Annotated in this window: 17 protein-coding genes; 4 read left to right on the plus strand and 13 right to left on the minus strand. The window is 41.1% G+C overall.

Annotated elements, in window-relative coordinates; genetic code table 11:
* Positions 1–7: 7 nt before the first annotated feature.
* The 5 genes from K8O68_RS11810 to rpoN form a co-directional block, all read right to left on the minus strand.
* Positions 8–1,192 (minus strand): phosphoglycerate kinase, encoded by a 1,185-nt coding sequence (locus K8O68_RS11810; protein WP_230897086.1) that lies wholly within the window; start codon positions 1,190–1,192, stop codon positions 8–10.
* Positions 1,193–1,356: 164 nt separating this feature from the next.
* Positions 1,357–2,364: a type I glyceraldehyde-3-phosphate dehydrogenase gene (gene gap, locus K8O68_RS11815; RefSeq protein WP_230897087.1), complete on the minus strand. Its 1,008-nt coding sequence runs from the start codon at positions 2,362–2,364 to the stop codon at positions 1,357–1,359.
* A gap of 106 nt (positions 2,365–2,470) precedes the next feature.
* On the minus strand, positions 2,471–3,502 hold the full coding sequence (locus K8O68_RS11820) for a sugar-binding transcriptional regulator (protein WP_230897088.1): 1,032 nt from the start codon (positions 3,500–3,502) through the stop codon (positions 2,471–2,473).
* A 210-nt stretch (positions 3,503–3,712) separates the two neighbouring features.
* Entirely contained in the window at positions 3,713–3,952 is a 240-nt protein-coding gene (locus tag K8O68_RS11825; protein WP_230897172.1) for a glutaredoxin family protein, read from the minus strand.
* A gap of 18 nt (positions 3,953–3,970) precedes the next feature.
* Complete coding sequence (gene rpoN / locus K8O68_RS11830) at positions 3,971–5,317, minus strand: RNA polymerase factor sigma-54 (protein ID WP_230897089.1); 1,347 nt, start codon at positions 5,315–5,317, stop codon at positions 3,971–3,973.
* A gap of 324 nt (positions 5,318–5,641) precedes the next feature.
* Here rpoN and clpP point away from each other — a divergent pair, with 324 nt between their 5' ends.
* Positions 5,642–6,241 (plus strand): ATP-dependent Clp endopeptidase proteolytic subunit ClpP, encoded by a 600-nt coding sequence (gene clpP / locus K8O68_RS11835; protein WP_093056022.1) that lies wholly within the window; start codon positions 5,642–5,644, stop codon positions 6,239–6,241.
* A 255-nt stretch (positions 6,242–6,496) separates the two neighbouring features.
* Here clpP and K8O68_RS11840 read toward each other — a convergent pair whose 3' ends face one another.
* The 6 genes from K8O68_RS11840 to trxB form a co-directional block, all read right to left on the minus strand.
* Positions 6,497–6,754 carry an HPr family phosphocarrier protein gene (locus K8O68_RS11840; RefSeq protein WP_093056024.1) on the minus strand — a complete coding sequence of 86 codons (258 nt, stop codon included), beginning with the start codon at positions 6,752–6,754 and terminating at the stop codon, positions 6,497–6,499.
* Between the two features lie 83 nt (positions 6,755–6,837).
* A complete protein-coding gene (gene whiA / locus K8O68_RS11845) occupies positions 6,838–7,779 on the minus strand; it encodes a DNA-binding protein WhiA (RefSeq protein ID WP_230897090.1) in 942 nt (313 codons plus the stop codon).
* A gap of 67 nt (positions 7,780–7,846) precedes the next feature.
* Positions 7,847–8,791, minus strand: a complete 945-nt coding sequence (locus K8O68_RS11850) for a gluconeogenesis factor YvcK family protein (protein WP_230897091.1) — start codon at positions 8,789–8,791, stop codon at positions 7,847–7,849.
* Complete coding sequence (rapZ, locus tag K8O68_RS11855) at positions 8,788–9,681, minus strand: RNase adapter RapZ (RefSeq protein ID WP_370640522.1); 894 nt, start codon at positions 9,679–9,681, stop codon at positions 8,788–8,790. The genes K8O68_RS11850 and rapZ overlap by 4 nt, the downstream gene beginning before the upstream one ends.
* Positions 9,682–9,701: 20 nt before the next feature.
* Complete coding sequence (locus tag K8O68_RS11860) at positions 9,702–10,187, minus strand: NUDIX hydrolase (RefSeq protein WP_230897092.1); 486 nt, start codon at positions 10,185–10,187, stop codon at positions 9,702–9,704.
* Between the two features lie 673 nt (positions 10,188–10,860).
* A complete protein-coding gene (gene trxB, locus K8O68_RS11865) occupies positions 10,861–11,817 on the minus strand; it encodes a thioredoxin-disulfide reductase (protein WP_230897093.1) in 957 nt (318 codons plus the stop codon).
* A gap of 282 nt (positions 11,818–12,099) precedes the next feature.
* On the opposite strand from trxB, the gene K8O68_RS11870 reads away from it, so the two are divergent.
* The 3 genes from K8O68_RS11870 (at position 12,100) to K8O68_RS11880 (ending at position 14,504) form a co-directional block, all read left to right on the plus strand.
* Positions 12,100–12,786 (plus strand): protein kinase domain-containing protein, encoded by a 687-nt coding sequence (locus K8O68_RS11870; RefSeq protein WP_230897094.1) that lies wholly within the window; start codon positions 12,100–12,102, stop codon positions 12,784–12,786.
* Positions 12,787–12,896: 110 nt separating this feature from the next.
* Complete coding sequence (locus tag K8O68_RS11875; protein WP_230897095.1) at positions 12,897–13,697, plus strand: glycosyltransferase family 2 protein; 801 nt, start codon at positions 12,897–12,899, stop codon at positions 13,695–13,697.
* 39 nt (positions 13,698–13,736) lie between these two features.
* Positions 13,737–14,504 carry a glycosyltransferase family 8 protein gene (locus K8O68_RS11880; protein ID WP_230897096.1) on the plus strand — a complete coding sequence of 256 codons (768 nt, stop codon included), beginning with the start codon at positions 13,737–13,739 and terminating at the stop codon, positions 14,502–14,504.
* Between the two features lie 168 nt (positions 14,505–14,672).
* Here the strand turns inward: K8O68_RS11880 and K8O68_RS11885 are convergent, their stop codons facing one another.
* Together K8O68_RS11885 and K8O68_RS11890 are read right to left on the minus strand one after the other, a co-directional pair.
* Complete coding sequence (locus tag K8O68_RS11885) at positions 14,673–15,617, minus strand: NAD-dependent epimerase/dehydratase family protein (protein WP_230897097.1); 945 nt, start codon at positions 15,615–15,617, stop codon at positions 14,673–14,675.
* Complete coding sequence (locus K8O68_RS11890) at positions 15,614–16,678, minus strand: glucose-1-phosphate thymidylyltransferase (RefSeq protein WP_230897098.1); 1,065 nt, start codon at positions 16,676–16,678, stop codon at positions 15,614–15,616. The genes K8O68_RS11885 and K8O68_RS11890 overlap by 4 nt, the downstream gene beginning before the upstream one ends.
* Between the last annotated feature and the right edge of the window lie 18 nt (positions 16,679–16,696).

Below are 16,696 nucleotides of genomic sequence, written 5' to 3' on the forward strand. Positions count from 1 at the left end.
AAAAATATTATTTATCGTTTAATGCTACTACGCCTGGAAGGTCTTTCCCTTCAATAAATTCAAGTGAGGCGCCGCCGCCTGTAGAAATATGGTCCATCTTATCCGCAAAACCGAATTTTTCCACCGCTGCAGCAGAATCGCCGCCGCCGATCACTGTGTAAGTCTCACTTGCATCAGCAAGCGCTTCGGCAACTCCTTTAGTACCTTTAGCAAATTTCTCTAATTCAAAAACGCCCATTGGTCCGTTCCAGATAACAAGTTTTGAATTTTGCACGACGTCACGGTAAGTTTCAAGAGTTTTTGGCCCGATATCCAAAGCCTGCCAGTCAGCAGGGATCTCAGTAATATCCACAACTTTAGTGTCTGCATCTTCACCGAACTTATCAGCAATCACACCATCAATAGGCATATAAAAATTAACGCCTTGCTTTTCGGCTTTTTCCATAAACTGCTTGGCAAGATCGATTTTATCTTCTTCAAGCAGGGATTCCCCGATTTCATGGCCTTGAGCTTTGATAAACGTGTAAGCAAGACCGCCGCCGATAATTAAATTATCGACTTTATCAAGAAGGTTATCGATGACACCGATTTTATCTTTTACTTTAGCTCCACCAATAATGGCTGTAAACGGGCGCTCCGGGTCAGCCATCGCTTTGCCGAGAACTTCAAGCTCTTTTTCCATCAGAAGGCCGGCCACTGCAGGTAAATGCTGAGCGATTCCTTCTGTTGAAGCATGAGCACGGTGAGCTGCACCGAATGCATCATTTACATAAACATCTGCAAGTTCAGCCATGTGTTTGGCAAGTTCAGCGTCATTTTTTTCTTCTCCAGCTTCAAAACGTACATTTTCAAGAAGCAAGACGCCTCCATCATCAAGTTGTTTTATAGCTTTTTTAGGCTCTTCGCCGTATACTTCATCTGTTTTTAAAACAGACTGGTTCAGAAGATCGCTTAGACGCTTTGCTACAGGGTCCAGGCGGAGTTCTTCAACTGCTTCTCCTTTAGGACGGCCTAGATGGCTGGCAAGAATCACTTTAGCGCCTTTTTCTATTAGAAGCTGGATTGTAGGCAAAGCAGCACGAATACGCGTATCGTCCGTTACTTCTCCATTGCTCATAGGCACGTTAAAGTCTACACGGCAAAATACACGTTTACCTTTCACATCTGTATCCCGGATGGATTTCTTATTCATTGGTAATTGCCTCCTTTTTAAGGTCAGGGGTTAAGTACATGCAGAGAACAGCCCTCGAATTTACCTGGTAAACCTTCCAGAGTGCTGTAGAAATAAAAAGGAGACAGGACACGGGCCCGCCTCCTAATTGTCAGATCGATCAGGATGGATCAAACGGCTGAGACTTAAAGTCCTTGCTCTACAATGTAGTCGACAAGATTTACAACTTGTGCAGAGTAGCCAGTTTCATTGTCATACCAGGAAATAACTTTAACCATGTTGCCTTCCATTACCATAGTGGAAAGAGCATCGATCGTTGAAGCATAAATGTTGCCATTATAGTCCTTAGAAACGAGCGGCTCTTCGCTGTATCCAAGAATTCCTTTTAATTCGCCTTCAGAAGCCTCTTTGAATGCTGCGTTAACTTCTTCAGCAGTAACATCTTTTCCAAGTTCTGCAGTTAAGTCAACAAGAGAAACGTTTGGAGTCGGCACACGCATTGCTCCACCGTTTAATTTGCCTTTAAGTTCAGGAAGAACAAGAGAAACCGCTTTTGCCGCACCAGTGCTTGTTGGAATGATTGATTCCGCAGCAGCACGTGCACGACGGTAATCTTTATGAGGCAAATCAAGAATTTGCTGGTCATTCGTATATGAGTGAACAGTTGTCATCATACCGCGCTTAAGGCCGAACTTGTCGTTAAGAACTTTAGCGAATGGCGCTAAACAGTTTGTTGTACAAGAAGCGTTTGAGATTACGTGGTGGTTGGCAGGGTCATATTTGTCTTCGTTAACTCCCATAACCACTGTAATGTCTTCTTCTTTTGCCGGTGCGGAAATAACAACTTTTTTAGCTCCTGCTTCAAGGTGCTTGGCAGCTGCATCACGCTGAGTGAAAATTCCTGTAGATTCAACAACAACTTCTACACCCATTTCACCCCACTTAAGGTTAGCTGGATCTTTTTCAGCAGTTACTTTAATTTCTTTACCGTCTACTACAAGGTTGTCACCTTGAGCTTCCACTTTCACGTCTAATTTCCCGTGAACGGAGTCATATTGTAATAAGTGAGCAAGCATATTTGCATCTGTAAGATCATTTACTGCTACTACTTCTACCTTAGGATTTTGAAGAGCTTGTCTGAATACGACACGTCCAATTCGTCCAAAACCGTTAATACCTACTTTTGTTGCCATGAATAAATTCCTCCTTAAGTTTGGTAAAGCATTAATATATTTTCAAAAGGGAAAGTCCCTTTGAATAAACAATTCATCTATTGTCTATTATCTTTTAGCAAAAAATTTAAACTTCATTTTCAGCGAGAATGGCTCTTGCGGCACCCTCATCTGTCACAAGCGTCTGGTTCGGCCTTCGTTTCATATAGGCTTCAATGGCCTCTGCTTTTGAGGTACCACCGGCTACGGCAATAATACACGGAATCTCTTCCAGATCTTCAAGCTGCAAACCGATCGTAAGTACCTTATGAATAATCTCTCCAGATTGATTAAAATAATAACCAAATGCTTCAGCTACTGCTTTTTTGTCTTTAAGTTCCCCAAGTACACGAGATGAAGAATTTCTTCTGACAGCCATCGTCTCAGCTTCACCTATTCCATGAATAACCATGGTCGCCGACTTTATTAGCCGAAGGATATCCTGAACCGAAGGCTCACTGATTAGAGATTCATAAGCTTCTTTACTGAGCTGGTCAGGTACATGGAGAAGCCTGTATGACCCCATCGCTTTTCTTGCCATTGTGGCGCAAATCGTATTCGCCTGGTTTTCCACCTGCTCACCGAGTCCGCCGCGGGCAGGAACAAATAACGTTTCCTTCAAACCCGAATCTGGAACAAGCATTTCAGCTACAGCAGCTATTGATGTGCCGCCTGTGACCGCTATGACATTGTTTTCAGCAGCCATCCGCTGCTTTATAAGGGTGACGCATGTACGTCCCATTTCTTTCTGGACCCACGCATACTCATCACTGTCTCCCGGCACAATATGAACATCTTTAATACCAAGTCGCGTTTTTAATTCTTCTTCCATCGTGCGCGTTTGAAACACATCTTTCATAACTACTTCCAGCTGGCTAAGCAAATTATTCCCTTCATCCGTTAATGTCATTCCAGTTGGGGCAAATTCAATGAGCCCCTGTTCTTTGAGGAATGTGACTTCACTTCTCAGAACTCTTTCCGACATTTCCAGGTTACCAGCTAAAGTCCTGCGGCCGATCGGCTGCATTAAACGGATAAAGCGCAATATACGGTAGCGCTGACCGAGTACTTCAACCAGATCGGGCAATAATTTTTTTTGCAAGTCTAAAAGCGTGTTCATCGGCATTCTCCTTTTGCCGTGGATATGTAAGGGACTTTTTGCGTCCCTTGTAGACATATTATGTCCCACCATGGCCGAAAAAAAAGATCATTCCTTTTAAATGCATTTGAAAAGCAAGCTCTTAACACTTGCAAATCAATTGTAACAAGGAAGGATCTTTAAATCAATTCAATTCTTGTGAACAAATTGTTGAGATTTTGTTGGGCGCTTTCATTTAAGGTTGAGATTTTTTACCAGCTCTTCTTCCGAAATAATTCCTTCATCAATGACCCGGCCTCCACCGTCTTCAATAACAGGGATTCGGATCTGGTACTTTTCAAGCCACTCATCCTTTGTATAAATGTCTCTCATTTCTATCTCTAATTCTGCACAGTCTTCCAGATTTTTTAGCTTTTCCAGGCCTTTATCGCAAAGCGGACACTTTTCTTTTGTATAAAAGAATACTTTCATATCACTCACATACTCTCCTCATTTATGCCTTTTTCGTTGTGAAGATGAAGGGATATGCATTTCTTCCCTGTATTTTGCTACAGTTCTTCTCGACACACGGATCTTGTGCTCGGATTTTAATAAATCAGCAAGCTTCTGGTCTGAGAACGGTTTGTGCTTGTTCTCTTCATCTATTAGCCTTTTCATGTAAATTTTAACCCGCTCGGAAGAACTCGACTCAGCCGAATCCCTTCCCACAGCAGAGGTGAAAAAGTACTTCAGCTCATAAAGCCCTCTTGGTGTCTGAACGTATTTTTTCATAGTTGCCCGTGACACGGTTGATTCATGGACATCCGTCTCTTCCGAGATTGTTTTCAGAGTAAGCGGCTTCAAATGTGATGGTCCGTGGAGAAAGAAATCGTATTGATGGCGGACAATAGCTTCTGTCACCTTTAAGATTGTCTGCTGCCTTTGTTCAATGCTTCGCAGGATCCATTGGAACTGGTCAAATTTCTGTTTCATGTATTTACGGATATCGGTTTCATTATCTTTAAGCATTTTTTCATAATGTTTATTCATAAACATTTTAGGCATATGCTGTTCGTTAAGCCTGACCACGAAGTCATTTTTAATTTTCATGACAGTCACGTCCGGCACAACATACCGTGCTGGTTCAGCGTGGAAGACCGCTCCGGGTCTCGGATTTAATGTCTGAATAAAATCTGCCACATACTGAACATCATCAATGGTCACATTCTCAGCTTTAGCTATCTCTTTAAACTTATTTTTAGCCAGAATATCCAGGTGATTAATAATGACAGCTTCTGTTAAAGGATCTTTCGTTTCCAGCTGTCTTAGCTGAATCAGAAGACACTCTTTCAAATTGCGGGCCCCTACTCCGAAAGGTTCCAGACTCTGAAGTACTTCCATTCCCTTCTTCACGGCTTCCTCTTCTTCAGACATTTCTTCTGCCAGTTCTTCACACGTTTGTTTTAAATAGCCGTTTTCATCTACGCTTAAAGCAAGGTAGGTGACAATTCTCCTGGTCTCCGGCTGAAGATGAAGGAGCCGGATCTGGTTTAATAAATAATCCTGAAGCCCTTCTTCTTGCTCACTGATATACTCCAGCGGGGAGTAATCCTCTTCCCCGTCGTATTTAGATTTATAGTCATAAACAGGTGTAAATTCATTCATTTTTTGCCGTTCAACTTCTTCTGTTACATTGTGGTCTTTAAGTTCAATCAGCGGATTCTCCAGTTGCTGGTCATGAAGATAATCATTCAGTTCCAGAGCAGAATATTGCAGTATGGTAATGGCCTGCCGCAATTCATTCGTCATCACCATTTTCATCGACTGTTGCTGATACAATCCAAAATCCATATTCATTCTGAACAGCCTCCTTGGTTTCATTATATATGAAAGCGCCATCCCTGTGTCTGACAAATCACTCCATGGTTAACCTTAATAATCATATCATATTTCACAACCCTTCACTTTACGTTCTGCTTCATTATATTCATGTGTTTGTTGTTTTAAAAAAAGGGAAAACGGTTAAGATGAAAGTGGAACATTTATAACGATGAACAGAAAAATTTCAGTTTCAGGGAAGTATTATTTGACCTTCATTGACCTTTAAGGTTATGATGGGATTATACTTAGAAAAAAATTGGCTAATTGCCTAATGAATCCATTTAAAGGAGGAACATATTCATGAATTTAGTCCCTACGGTTATTGAACAAACAAATCGCGGTGAGCGGGCATATGATATTTATTCCCGTTTGTTAAAGGATCGTATTGTTATGCTCGGTTCAGGTATAGACGACAACGTATCCAACTCTATTGTCGCCCAGCTTCTGTTCCTTGCAGCTGACGATCCGGAGAAAGACATTTCACTGTATATTAACAGCCCGGGCGGATCGATCACTTCCGGTATGGCAATTTATGATACAATGCAGTTTATTAAACCAAAAGTGCAGACCATCTGCATCGGTATGGCCGCTTCTATGGGTGCATTCCTGTTAGCTGCCGGTGAACCTGGAAAGCGTTTTGCCCTTCCAAACAGTGAAGTGATGATTCATCAGCCGTTAGGCGGCACGCAGGGTCAGGCATCAGACATTGAAATTCACGCTAAACGAATTGTAGAAATGAAAGAAAAGCTTAATCAAATCCTGTCAGAGCGCACTGGCCAGCCTATTGAAACAATCCGTAAAGATACAGACCGTGATAACTTTATGAGTGCTATGGATGCGAAGAATTACGGATTAATTGATGATGTTATGGATAAAGGCGGCGACGTAGGCGCCAAATAATATTTTTAAAGAGCGGGCCGTTCAGGCGCCGCTCTTTTATATTCTAAGCCGAGCGGCGGTAAAAAAGTAATTTAAATATTTATCTTCCGATAGTATGTGTGGACTTCCGTTTATTTAGTTGAAAAAGATGGAGTCTTCCAAAAAATTAGTAATTCCAGACCGCCAGGCGGACGCTTACCCAGGGGCTTGTCGTTTATTTAATAAACAAAAGCACCTCCAAATGAATATTTGGGGTGCGTTAGTTCAGCCTTTTTATTATTCTTCCTGTCCTACAAAATCAACTAAAGCTTCCATGGCCGCCTGCTCATCAGGTCCGTCCACTTTTAAATGTATGTCTTTATTAGCCCCAACAGCCAGACTCATTATCCCCATAATACTTTTAGCATTAACATTTTTCCCGTCTTTTTCAATAAATATTTCAGACGAGAAACGGTTTGCTTCCTGGACAAATAATGCTGCGGGCCTTGCCTGAAGTCCTGTTTTCCGTTTTACAGTTATCGTTTTTTCGATCATTGTGTATCCTCCTTATTTTCCGCATAAATAATTAACGTCAATCATTCAAACGCTTTCATGCCTGTTTTTATGAAAAGCAGGGGTTAAACTTTCTCCCCTGCACGCAGCTTATTTGCAAACTCTTCTATTTTCCGCAAGCGGTGATTGACACCTGATTTACTCACTTTTCCGCTTTCAACCATTTCCCCCAGTTCTTTCAAGGTAACGTCCTGGTGTTCAATCCGCAGTTCGGCAATCTCCTGAAGTTTGTCCGGCAGAGCATCGAGTCCTACTTCGTTTTTTATAAAACGAATATTCTCCACCTGCCGCATAGCGGCTCCTACTGTTTTATTCAAGTTAGCTGTTTCACAATTGACTAGACGATTGACTGAATTCCGCATATCTTTCATAATGCGGACATCTTCGAACCTTAATAAAGCCTGGTGGGCTCCGATCACATTAAGAAACTCACTGATTTTCTCTCCCTCTTTTAAATATAAAATAAACCCTTTTTTTCTTTCAATCATTTTGGCGCTAAGGTGAAAATGATTCATCAAGTCGCATAACGACCGGTTATGGTCTTCATATAAAGAAAAAATTTCAAGGTGGTAAGAAGAAGTTTCAGGGTGATTAACGGATCCTCCCGCTAAGAATGCGCCGCGTAAATAAGCGCGCTTGCAGCAATCTTTATTTATCAATTTCTCTGAAATCTGCCTTGTAAACGCAAATGATTCATCAACGATATGAAGGGACTCAAGAATTTTTCTAGCCTCTTTTGAAATCCTCACCACATATACGTTATTTTTTTTCAGTCTCATTTTTTTTCTGACGAGCAGTTCAACATGAACATCGTAGTTGGATTTTAACAAAGTATAAATCCTTCTTGCAATAGCAGCATTTTCAGTCTGAATATCGAGAGTAATCTGCATGTTGCGGATTGAAATCGCACCATTCATTCGTATTAATGCCGCCAGTTCAGCTTTTGAACAGCACCCGTCTGCTTCCATATGGGTTAATTCTTTTTTTGTCATAGAAGCAAAAGACATCGGTCTCACCTCCAGCCTCTTATCTTAATTGCAGGATGGGCTTACGGTTTGATTTATTATATCAGGACTATAACAAAGATACTAATCTTTGCGACACTTTTAAAGCATCGTGCCGGAGAAGGATGTTATCAAAGTATAATAAATGATCACCAATCAGCAGGACATCCATCTCTTTTAATGTATTCTCATCCACAGGGACGCCCATCGCTCCTTCTTCCTTATACCGCTGCGCGTACGAAAAAGGAATAGGCTCTGTATTAAATAACACCGCATCGACTATTTTCTCTCCCATATGGTCATCTATAGCCGATACATGATCGGACACAGTAAAACCGTCTGTTTCACCAGGCTGTGTCATCACATTGCAAATATAAACTTTCGTAGCCCTCGACTGCCTTAAAGCTTCTTTCATACCCGGAACTAAGAGGTTAGGAATAACGCTCGTATATAAACTGCCGGGGCCAAGGACGATCAAGTCAGCTTCTTCTATAGCGTGAACGGCTTCTGCCATTGGTTTCGGATTCTCCGGCTCTATGAACACACGCTTAATTGTTTTATGGGCGTCCGGAATGTTCGACTCCCCTGCGGTGAAACTGCCGTCAGTGTACTCGGCATGCAGCGTAATATGCTCGTTGGATGCAGGAAGGACTTTACCTTTTACATTGAGTACCCTGCTGATCTCCTGAACTCCCTGTGCAAAGTCCCCTGTAATAGAAGACATGCCTGCCAGAAGAAGATTTCCGAGCGAATGGCCTGACAACCCATTGCCGTTTTGAAAACGATGCTGAAACAGCTCTTCAACTAAAGGCTCAACTTCTGATAAAGCGATTAATACATTTCTGATATCTCCAGGCGGCGGGATATTCAGCTCTTTCCTTAACCTGCCCGAGCTTCCTCCATCATCTGCGACTGTAACAATCGCAGAAATATCAACCGGAAAAGTTTTCAGTCCTCGTAAAAGGACGGATAAGCCAGTTCCGCCACCTAAGACAACTATTTTTGCCTTTTTCAATTTTCTTTTCTTCCTTTTTCAACATCTCTGTGGGTCACATAAGTGAAATAATCCAGTTGTTCCAGCCTTTTTTTAAAATATTCAGCTAATGTAACCGAGCGGTGTTTCCCGCCTGTACAGCCGATAGCAAGAATCAACTGGCTTTTCCCTTCGCGTTTATAATGAGGAAGCATATATTGAAGCAAGTCATCCAGTTTGTCTATAAACTGCTGTGTTTCTTTCCATTTTAATACATAATCAGAAACTTCTTTATCAAGCCCGGTCTGCGGCCGCATATGATCGATGTAATGGGGATTTGGCAGGAACCTCACGTCAAACACAAGGTCTGCATCTATAGGAATGCCGTGTTTGTATCCGAATGACAGCACATGAACACTAAATGATTCTCTTGATTCTGAAGAGAACCGGTTTAAAATACGCTCTCTCAGTTCGAGGGGTTTTAAATCGGTTGTATCAATAATCATCTGCGCTTGTCCTCTCAGGTCATCCAGCATTTCCCGTTCCGCTGTAATCCCTTCAAGAGGCCCTCCCCCGTCTGCCAGCGGGTGGGACCTCCTTGTTTCTTTATAGCGTCTCACAAGCACCGTATCTTTAGCATCTAAAAATACAATTTGCGGAGTGACTTTTGATTCTGAAGATATAGCATTTATAGACTCAAATAAATGATCAAAGAATTCCCGACCTCTCAAATCAATGACTAAAGCCACTTTTTTCATTCTGCCCCCTGAACCTTCTACTAAATCAATAAATTTAGGAATAAGTGCGGGAGGTAAATTATCGACACAGAAATATCCCATATCTTCAAAGCTTTGTACTGCAACCGTCTTACCGGCTCCGGACATACCGGTGATTATAACTAATTCAATATTTTCCGAGGCTTTCTCTGTCACAGGAAACTCCCCCTTTCATATCAGCCTTTAGATTTTTTAATGAGTTCTCCTTCAGCCTCCAGATTGCTGGAAAGGAGATCCATATTTTCATTATAAGTAAACGTCCCGTAAATCAGGCTGTCTTTATTCAGTACGTGGTCAAAAATCATGTAGTCTCCCCCTGCCATAGGCAGGTTTGGAATGGCGTCTGCAGGCACCCATGCTAATTCTCCTTCCGGAGATTGTTCCAGGAGATCTCCCGAAAACTCTGTTGCTTTAAATGTAAACATCATCCACTCTTTTACCACAGAACCTTTATTCTCTATAACAAAGGTAAAGATTCCTTTTAACCGGGGGTTATTAAGTGAAATCCCCGTTTCTTCTTTATACTCTCTTACAGCACTTTCAAGTATAGATTCTCTCAGTTCCATTTTACCGCCCGGTGCTACCCACCAGCCGCGGCTTGGCTTTTTTAATAAGAGAACCTGATCGTTTTTCCGTAATATACAATTGGATACACGCTGCAATAAGATCGCCTCCGTAAGCCGTTTATTACAATATATGTGTTTTATCATTTTTAAGGCGAAAAATATAACAGAATCTTATAACAGTATACTACATCTCTTTTGAAACGACCAACGCCAATACTAAAAAACAAAAAAATAGCACGGGCTTCTGCCCGTGCCAAAAAGTAATATATAAAAAGGGGGTCAATTACTAACTACATCTTAACGCGAATATATTTCAGCATTGTTACAGGTTAGTTAAACACCGGTTACTTTTTGTAAATTTACTTATTAATCAATGGCAGAGAGTCATCCAAAATTGACCAAATTAAGTATAACAGGGTTGTTTATTTTATTAGTACAGGCACCAGACAATTTGCTCGAAGGACAGAAAGCGGTGACGCCATAGGGATTATAGCGCAGTAAGAAGGTCCAGTTCTACAAAGCTTCAGGCTGAGTTGAATCTGGCGCTAACATGTATAGAAACTCTCCCGAAGGATTGCTTCAGGAAAGTGGATTTTCTTCAGACTGTGCGACTGCGGATACTCGTCGCAGGCAAAAATCGCTCCTCTCCGGGCGTCCTCGTCTTCGTTCACCGGAAGCATTTATATTCACATTAAAAAGACATCCGAACCACATGTATGATCCGGATGTCTTTAAGGGCCTGTTCTTTTGTTTCAGCCCCTTTAATGGCTTATACTTTTTTTGCGTTTTTAAGTTCTTCTTCGAGATTTTCAACATAATGCTGGGCCGTCTGCGCAGCGATACTTCCATCGCCTGTTGCTGTGACAATTTGCCGCAGCATTTTTTCACGGATGTCTCCAGCTGCAAAAATGCCCGGAATTTTCGTTTCCATATCTTCATTTGTCTCAATATAACCATCTTCGTTCGTAATGCCAAGGTTAAGGAACGGTTCATTAATAGGCAGCATGCCGATATAAATAAAGACACCGTCTGTTTTGAATTCACGTTCAGACCCGTCTTTCTTATTTACAAGGGTCACACTTCCAACCTTACCGTTTTCTTCATTAATTTCTTTGACCACATGGCTCCATATAAAGTCAATTTTATCATTGTCAAAAGCCCGGTCCTGCAGAATCTTCTGGGCACGCAGCTCGTCACGTCGGTGGACAACCGTTACCTTGCTCGCAAAACGTGTTAAATAAACGGCTTCTTCCACGGCTGAATCGCCGCCGCCTACTACGACAAGCTCTTTGTTTTTAAAGAAAGCTCCATCACATACGGCACAGTAGGAAACGCCTTTTCCTCCCAGCTCTTTTTCCCCCGGCACACCAAGTTCTTTATACTTGGCCCCGGTAGTAATAATAATCGAGCGGGCTTTGTACTCTCCATTGCCGGTAATAATCCGTTTATACTCTTTTCCGTCAATGATTTCTTTTACATCTCCGTATGCATACTCCGCACCGAATTTTTGAGCATGCTGGAACATTTTCGTGGAAAGGTCAGGGCCGAGAATACTGTCATAGCCTGGATAGTTCTCCACATCTTCCGTATTTGCCATCTGGCCTCCCGGCATTCCTCGCTCCAGCATCACTGTTGACAGGTTAGCGCGGGAAGTATAAACAGCCGCTGTCATACCTGCCGGTCCTGCACCAATAATTACGACATCATAAATTTTTTCTTCGCTCATGATTTCACTCCTAGCGACTTTTACTCACATTAATTTTTATTCCACGTCTATAGTATTCAAAAACAGAGGCAATGTCCAAAAACTTGCTCACACTACCCCATGATTATCCCATCCAGTTTTAGTTTAAACATATTGCCCCGTACCATGCCATTCTTTTTAACCATAAACAGAGAACCTTTGCCCGTCTTCAAAGCTGATAAGATATTTTAATGCAGCTGTGGCGAATACCCAAACGATTAAGGGCTCCCGGAATATACATAAGAGCAGAAGGAGTGGGGATCCGTGGAAAAAATTAAGGGACATCCTTATATGATTAAACGGCAGCCTGAAGATAATGGAAAAAACGGGCACATTTATACCGGGTTCGATCTGTTAAGAAAGAAAACAGTAGCTGTAAAAATATTTAAGTCGCTGGATACAGCCAAGTATGAATATAAAATAATGAAAAGTTATAGTAAGAGCTCTTTCTTGCCAATTTGCTATGACTTCTTTGTTTTAAATAAGAAACCTCACCTCGTTATGGAATTTATCGACGGGCACTCTTTAAAGAAATATCTGGTGAAATCCGGCAATCTAAATGAACGGGAAGCTTTTAAAATCACAACTAATATTGTCAAAGGCCTTTGCGACTTGCATAAACAAGGGATCTACCATAACGATATTCATTTAAAAAATGTCATGATTGATAAACACAACAATATTAAAATAATTGACTTTGGGAGAGCTTCAAAAAAACGGGGAGAAATGAAAGACCTCTACAGAGCGGTATATATGAGTATTAAGCTGATCACTAACGATACGAGCAATGACTATATTAAAGATCTGGCTGTCGCTTCCCTCCCTTTAGAAAATGATCTGGCAAAAAAAATAATAGAAAAAGGCATTCATCCCAGTAAGGACAAAAGGTACCGGACGGCAACAGAACTTCTAGCTGATTTAGAAAAATTACGGACTTCTTTTAATAACTGAATTATGCTTAAAAGCTTTTCTAAATCCTGGTTTTGTTAAACTATGTTGTTGATTTTCGCTTCAGGACACATAAATCTTAACTAACGTTTGGTGAAAGGTATGGTTTTATTATGGGTAATCCTTTATTTACGGTTGTTATTCCGACTCACAACCGGTGGCGCATGATTGACACTGCAATCAGAAGTGTTATGACCCAGACGGAGAAAAACTGGAAAATGCTTATAATTGACGATGCTTCCGACCAGGATATACCTCTCTTTTTAAAAAAATTAATTAAAAAAGACCCCAGAATTACTTTTAAAAGGCTGAGTAAGAACGTCGGCATCTCACAAGTGATGAATCATGCAGTCAGAGCCGTCAGCACACCCTATATTATTCAACTTGATTCAGATGACTGGCTGGACAAATCAACTCTGGAGCATTTTACGAAAGCTATTCAGGAAGCCGACGAAAATACAGCTTTATTTTATGCAAATACTGCTATCCACGTTAAAGAAAGAGGCGGGTGGAAAGTTAAAAAGAAAGTCAGGCACAGGCAGTTTAAAGATAAGTATGATTTTCTGACCTATCTTACTTATATCATTAGTCCAAGGTGTTACCGGACTAAAGCTGTTCTGGAAGTAGGCGGATGGGACATCAGTGATAAATTTGACGGAAGAATAATGGAAGACAGGAGAATTTGCCTTAAACTCATGGAGAAATATCCTTGGTATTTTATTGACCGCTATTTATATAACCGGACGAAACACCGCTCACAATTATCCACTTCTAACAACATTGAAAAAAGGAACTATTTAAGAAGAGAAGTTATTGAACATTATTTAAAAAAATGGGGGAACGAGTATGAGCCGGTATTTTATAAAGAAGAAGACGGCTATTTAAAAATTGAAAAATTAATAAAAAAAGGTTAACAAATTATTTTTGCAGCATTTTCCAGACAGGAGGCATTTATGGAAACGATCCACATTGTGACGGCAGCTAATAACAAATATGCCGAACCGCTGGCGGTCATGTTATATTCACTGCTTAAGAATAAAAAGAGTGCCATGCGTGTTAACATTTATATCATTGACAGCCGTCTCACCTTCCAAAATAAGAGAAAAATAACACAGGCCATCCGTCCGTATAAAAGTGAGGTGAAGTTTTTAAAAATTGACTCGTCCCGCTACAGCCAATTAAAAACTTCAGGCCACTTGACTAAAGAAACGTATTACAGGTTTTCAATTCCTGACATACTGGATAAAACCATTCATAAAGCGCTCTATTTAGATTGTGACATGGTCGTCAAAGGGGATGTTACTGATTTATGGAACCACGACCTCGGCAGCAATATCGTAGGGGCAGTGGAAAATCCGGGGCTGACGCACAGGTTTAAGGATCTCTCCATCCCCGAAACATCAAGCTATTTTAATGCCGGGGTATTGTTAATTAATCTGAAAAAGTGGAGAGAACAAAACATTTCGAAGCATCTTTTGCATTATATTAAAAAAAATCATTCAAAAATTAAACTATGCAGCCAGGATCCTTTAAATGCCCTGCTTCACGATAAATGGCTGAAAATAGACCCGGCATGGAATTATCAAGTGTTCCGTTACAGCGACCTTAAAATAGAACCTTCTATTATTCATTTTACGACTTATAAAAAACCATGGGAAGGATACAAACCTTACCTCTTTGAAGAATATTTTAAATATGCGGAAGAGGCAGGTTTAAATTAAGCGGGGATATATCAGGAATGGAAGAGGTTAAGCCAACAGGCTAAAAAAAGCACTGTTTATGGTCGTTCCAGGCGGGAAACTTAGAAATTTATCTGCTATAAAAATTAACTTTCTTCAAGTTAGTAAAGACCGGGGGAGGCGCCGGAAGGAAGAAGAATAGTGTTTAGTCTATAAATTATAAAGAGTACGGATGTGCGAGGTTTGATGATAGAGCCCTTTTTCCAGAGAATATACCGGACAGTAGCCGAAGTCTTTTTCAGCTTTCGCAATATCCGCCCACGTATGCGCCGCATCGCCTGGCTGTTCGGGAGTATGAATGACTTTTGCTTTCTTTCCGCCAGCACTTTCAATCAATGTGATAAGGTCCATTAAACCGACCCGCGACCCTCCCCCAATATTATATGCCTCTCCCGGTTTCCCGAACGCCATCGCTCTCATATTTGCATCAACTGCGTCTTTTATATAAGTGAAATCCCTCGTCTGTTTTCCCTCTCCGTAAACAGTGATTGGTTTTTCTTCAAGTGTACTTTTTATAAACTGGTGAATTGCCATGTCAGGCCTCTGCCTTGGTCCGAATACTGTAAAATACCTTAATGATACGACTGGTATGCCGTAATTTTGATAATATAAGTGACACAAATGCTCGGCCGATAATTTAGTGACTCCATACGGCGAAAACGGCGCGGGCAGCTTTTCTTCCCCGGTCGGACCGTTCATGGAGCCGTAAATGGAGGAAGAGGAAGCATAAATCATCTTTTTAACACGACTGCCTTTAACAGCTTCAAGTATTTTCTGAGTGGCATATATATTATGGCTGACATACTGGAGAAAATCCTCCCCCCAGCTTTTCCTGACTCCCGGCAGTCCCGCCTGGTGAAACACATAATCATGGTCACTTACCAGCGTTTTCAGATCAATCTCAAGAAGGTTTTTATTAATAAATTTAAAGTTTTTATGATGTTTAAAGGGAGCTATATTTTTCAACTTTATGCTTTTGTCGTAATTATCCGTTAAACAGTCTATCCCGGTTACCGTGTAACCTTCCTTTAATAAACGCTCCGTAAGTGTTGAACCGACAAAACCGGCACTCCCCGTTACGATCGCCTTTTTCATGTTCCTCCCTCTTTCTTCTTAAAAGTTGTTTGTTTATCCGGGATAATTAAGGAAGACTCATCCGGGAATATGCCGCTTATATGCGATTCATCATCACGGCTTCCAGACACGCTCGCTCCCTCTCCAACGATACTGTCTGAAATTTCAAAAGGAACATTTTCCAACCGGGCGCCTTTTAACACCACACTGTTTCTAATGCTGCATTTTTCGATCTGCGCACCAGAATCAACAGAGACATACGGACCAATGACGGACTGTTTAATTTTACTGTTTTTCCCTATTTTTACAGGAGGAATAATAATTGAGTCTTGAGCTTTTTCTTTAACCTCGCATAAACCTTCTTTGTTTTCCATCTGAAGCATCCATCTGTTAGCTTCAAGCCATCTTTCTACAGTGCCTACATCAGAGGCCGGTTTCCCTGTTGTGACATAGTTAACCCGGTACTTGTGGTCAATGAGCCACTGTATAGCATCAGTAATTTCATATTCACCTCTTGCCGAAGGTTCAATAGATTGAATAGCTTTAAATATTTGCGGAGTAAATATATAAGCCCCTATTACAGCTAAATTGGACTTAGGGCGGGAAGGTTTTTCTTCTAAATTTATAATCTTTTTATCTTTTATTTCAGCAATGCCGTAATCTTCCGGCTGGCTGACCTCTTTAACTAAAACAGTACTGTGAATACCCTTTTTATTGAATTGATCTCTTAAAGCCAGCAGCGGTTCACAGATTAAGTTGTCTCCCAGCAACAGGACAAATGGGTGTTCTCCAATAAAAGACTTCGCCTGCATTACTGCGTGCGCAATCCCTTTCTGTTCTGTCTGATAAATATAAGTGACAGTTAAATCCGTGTCATTGACTGACTTTAAAACTTGTTTGAAGGACTCTTCCTGTTCCGGATGAATAACGATCCCGATTTCATTAATTCCCAGCTTCATTAACTGAGTTAGTCCATAAAGGATCACTGGCTGATTAGCGACAGGTAATAATGGTTTCGGCTGCGTATAGGTAAAAGGCCTTAACCTCGTTCCTTTGCCTGCCCCGAGAATTAAACCTTTCATGACTTCAATCTCCTTTTT

The organism is Salipaludibacillus sp. CUR1, assembly GCF_021028955.1.
In the GTDB taxonomy this organism is placed as follows: domain Bacteria; phylum Bacillota; class Bacilli; order Bacillales; family Salisediminibacteriaceae; genus Salipaludibacillus.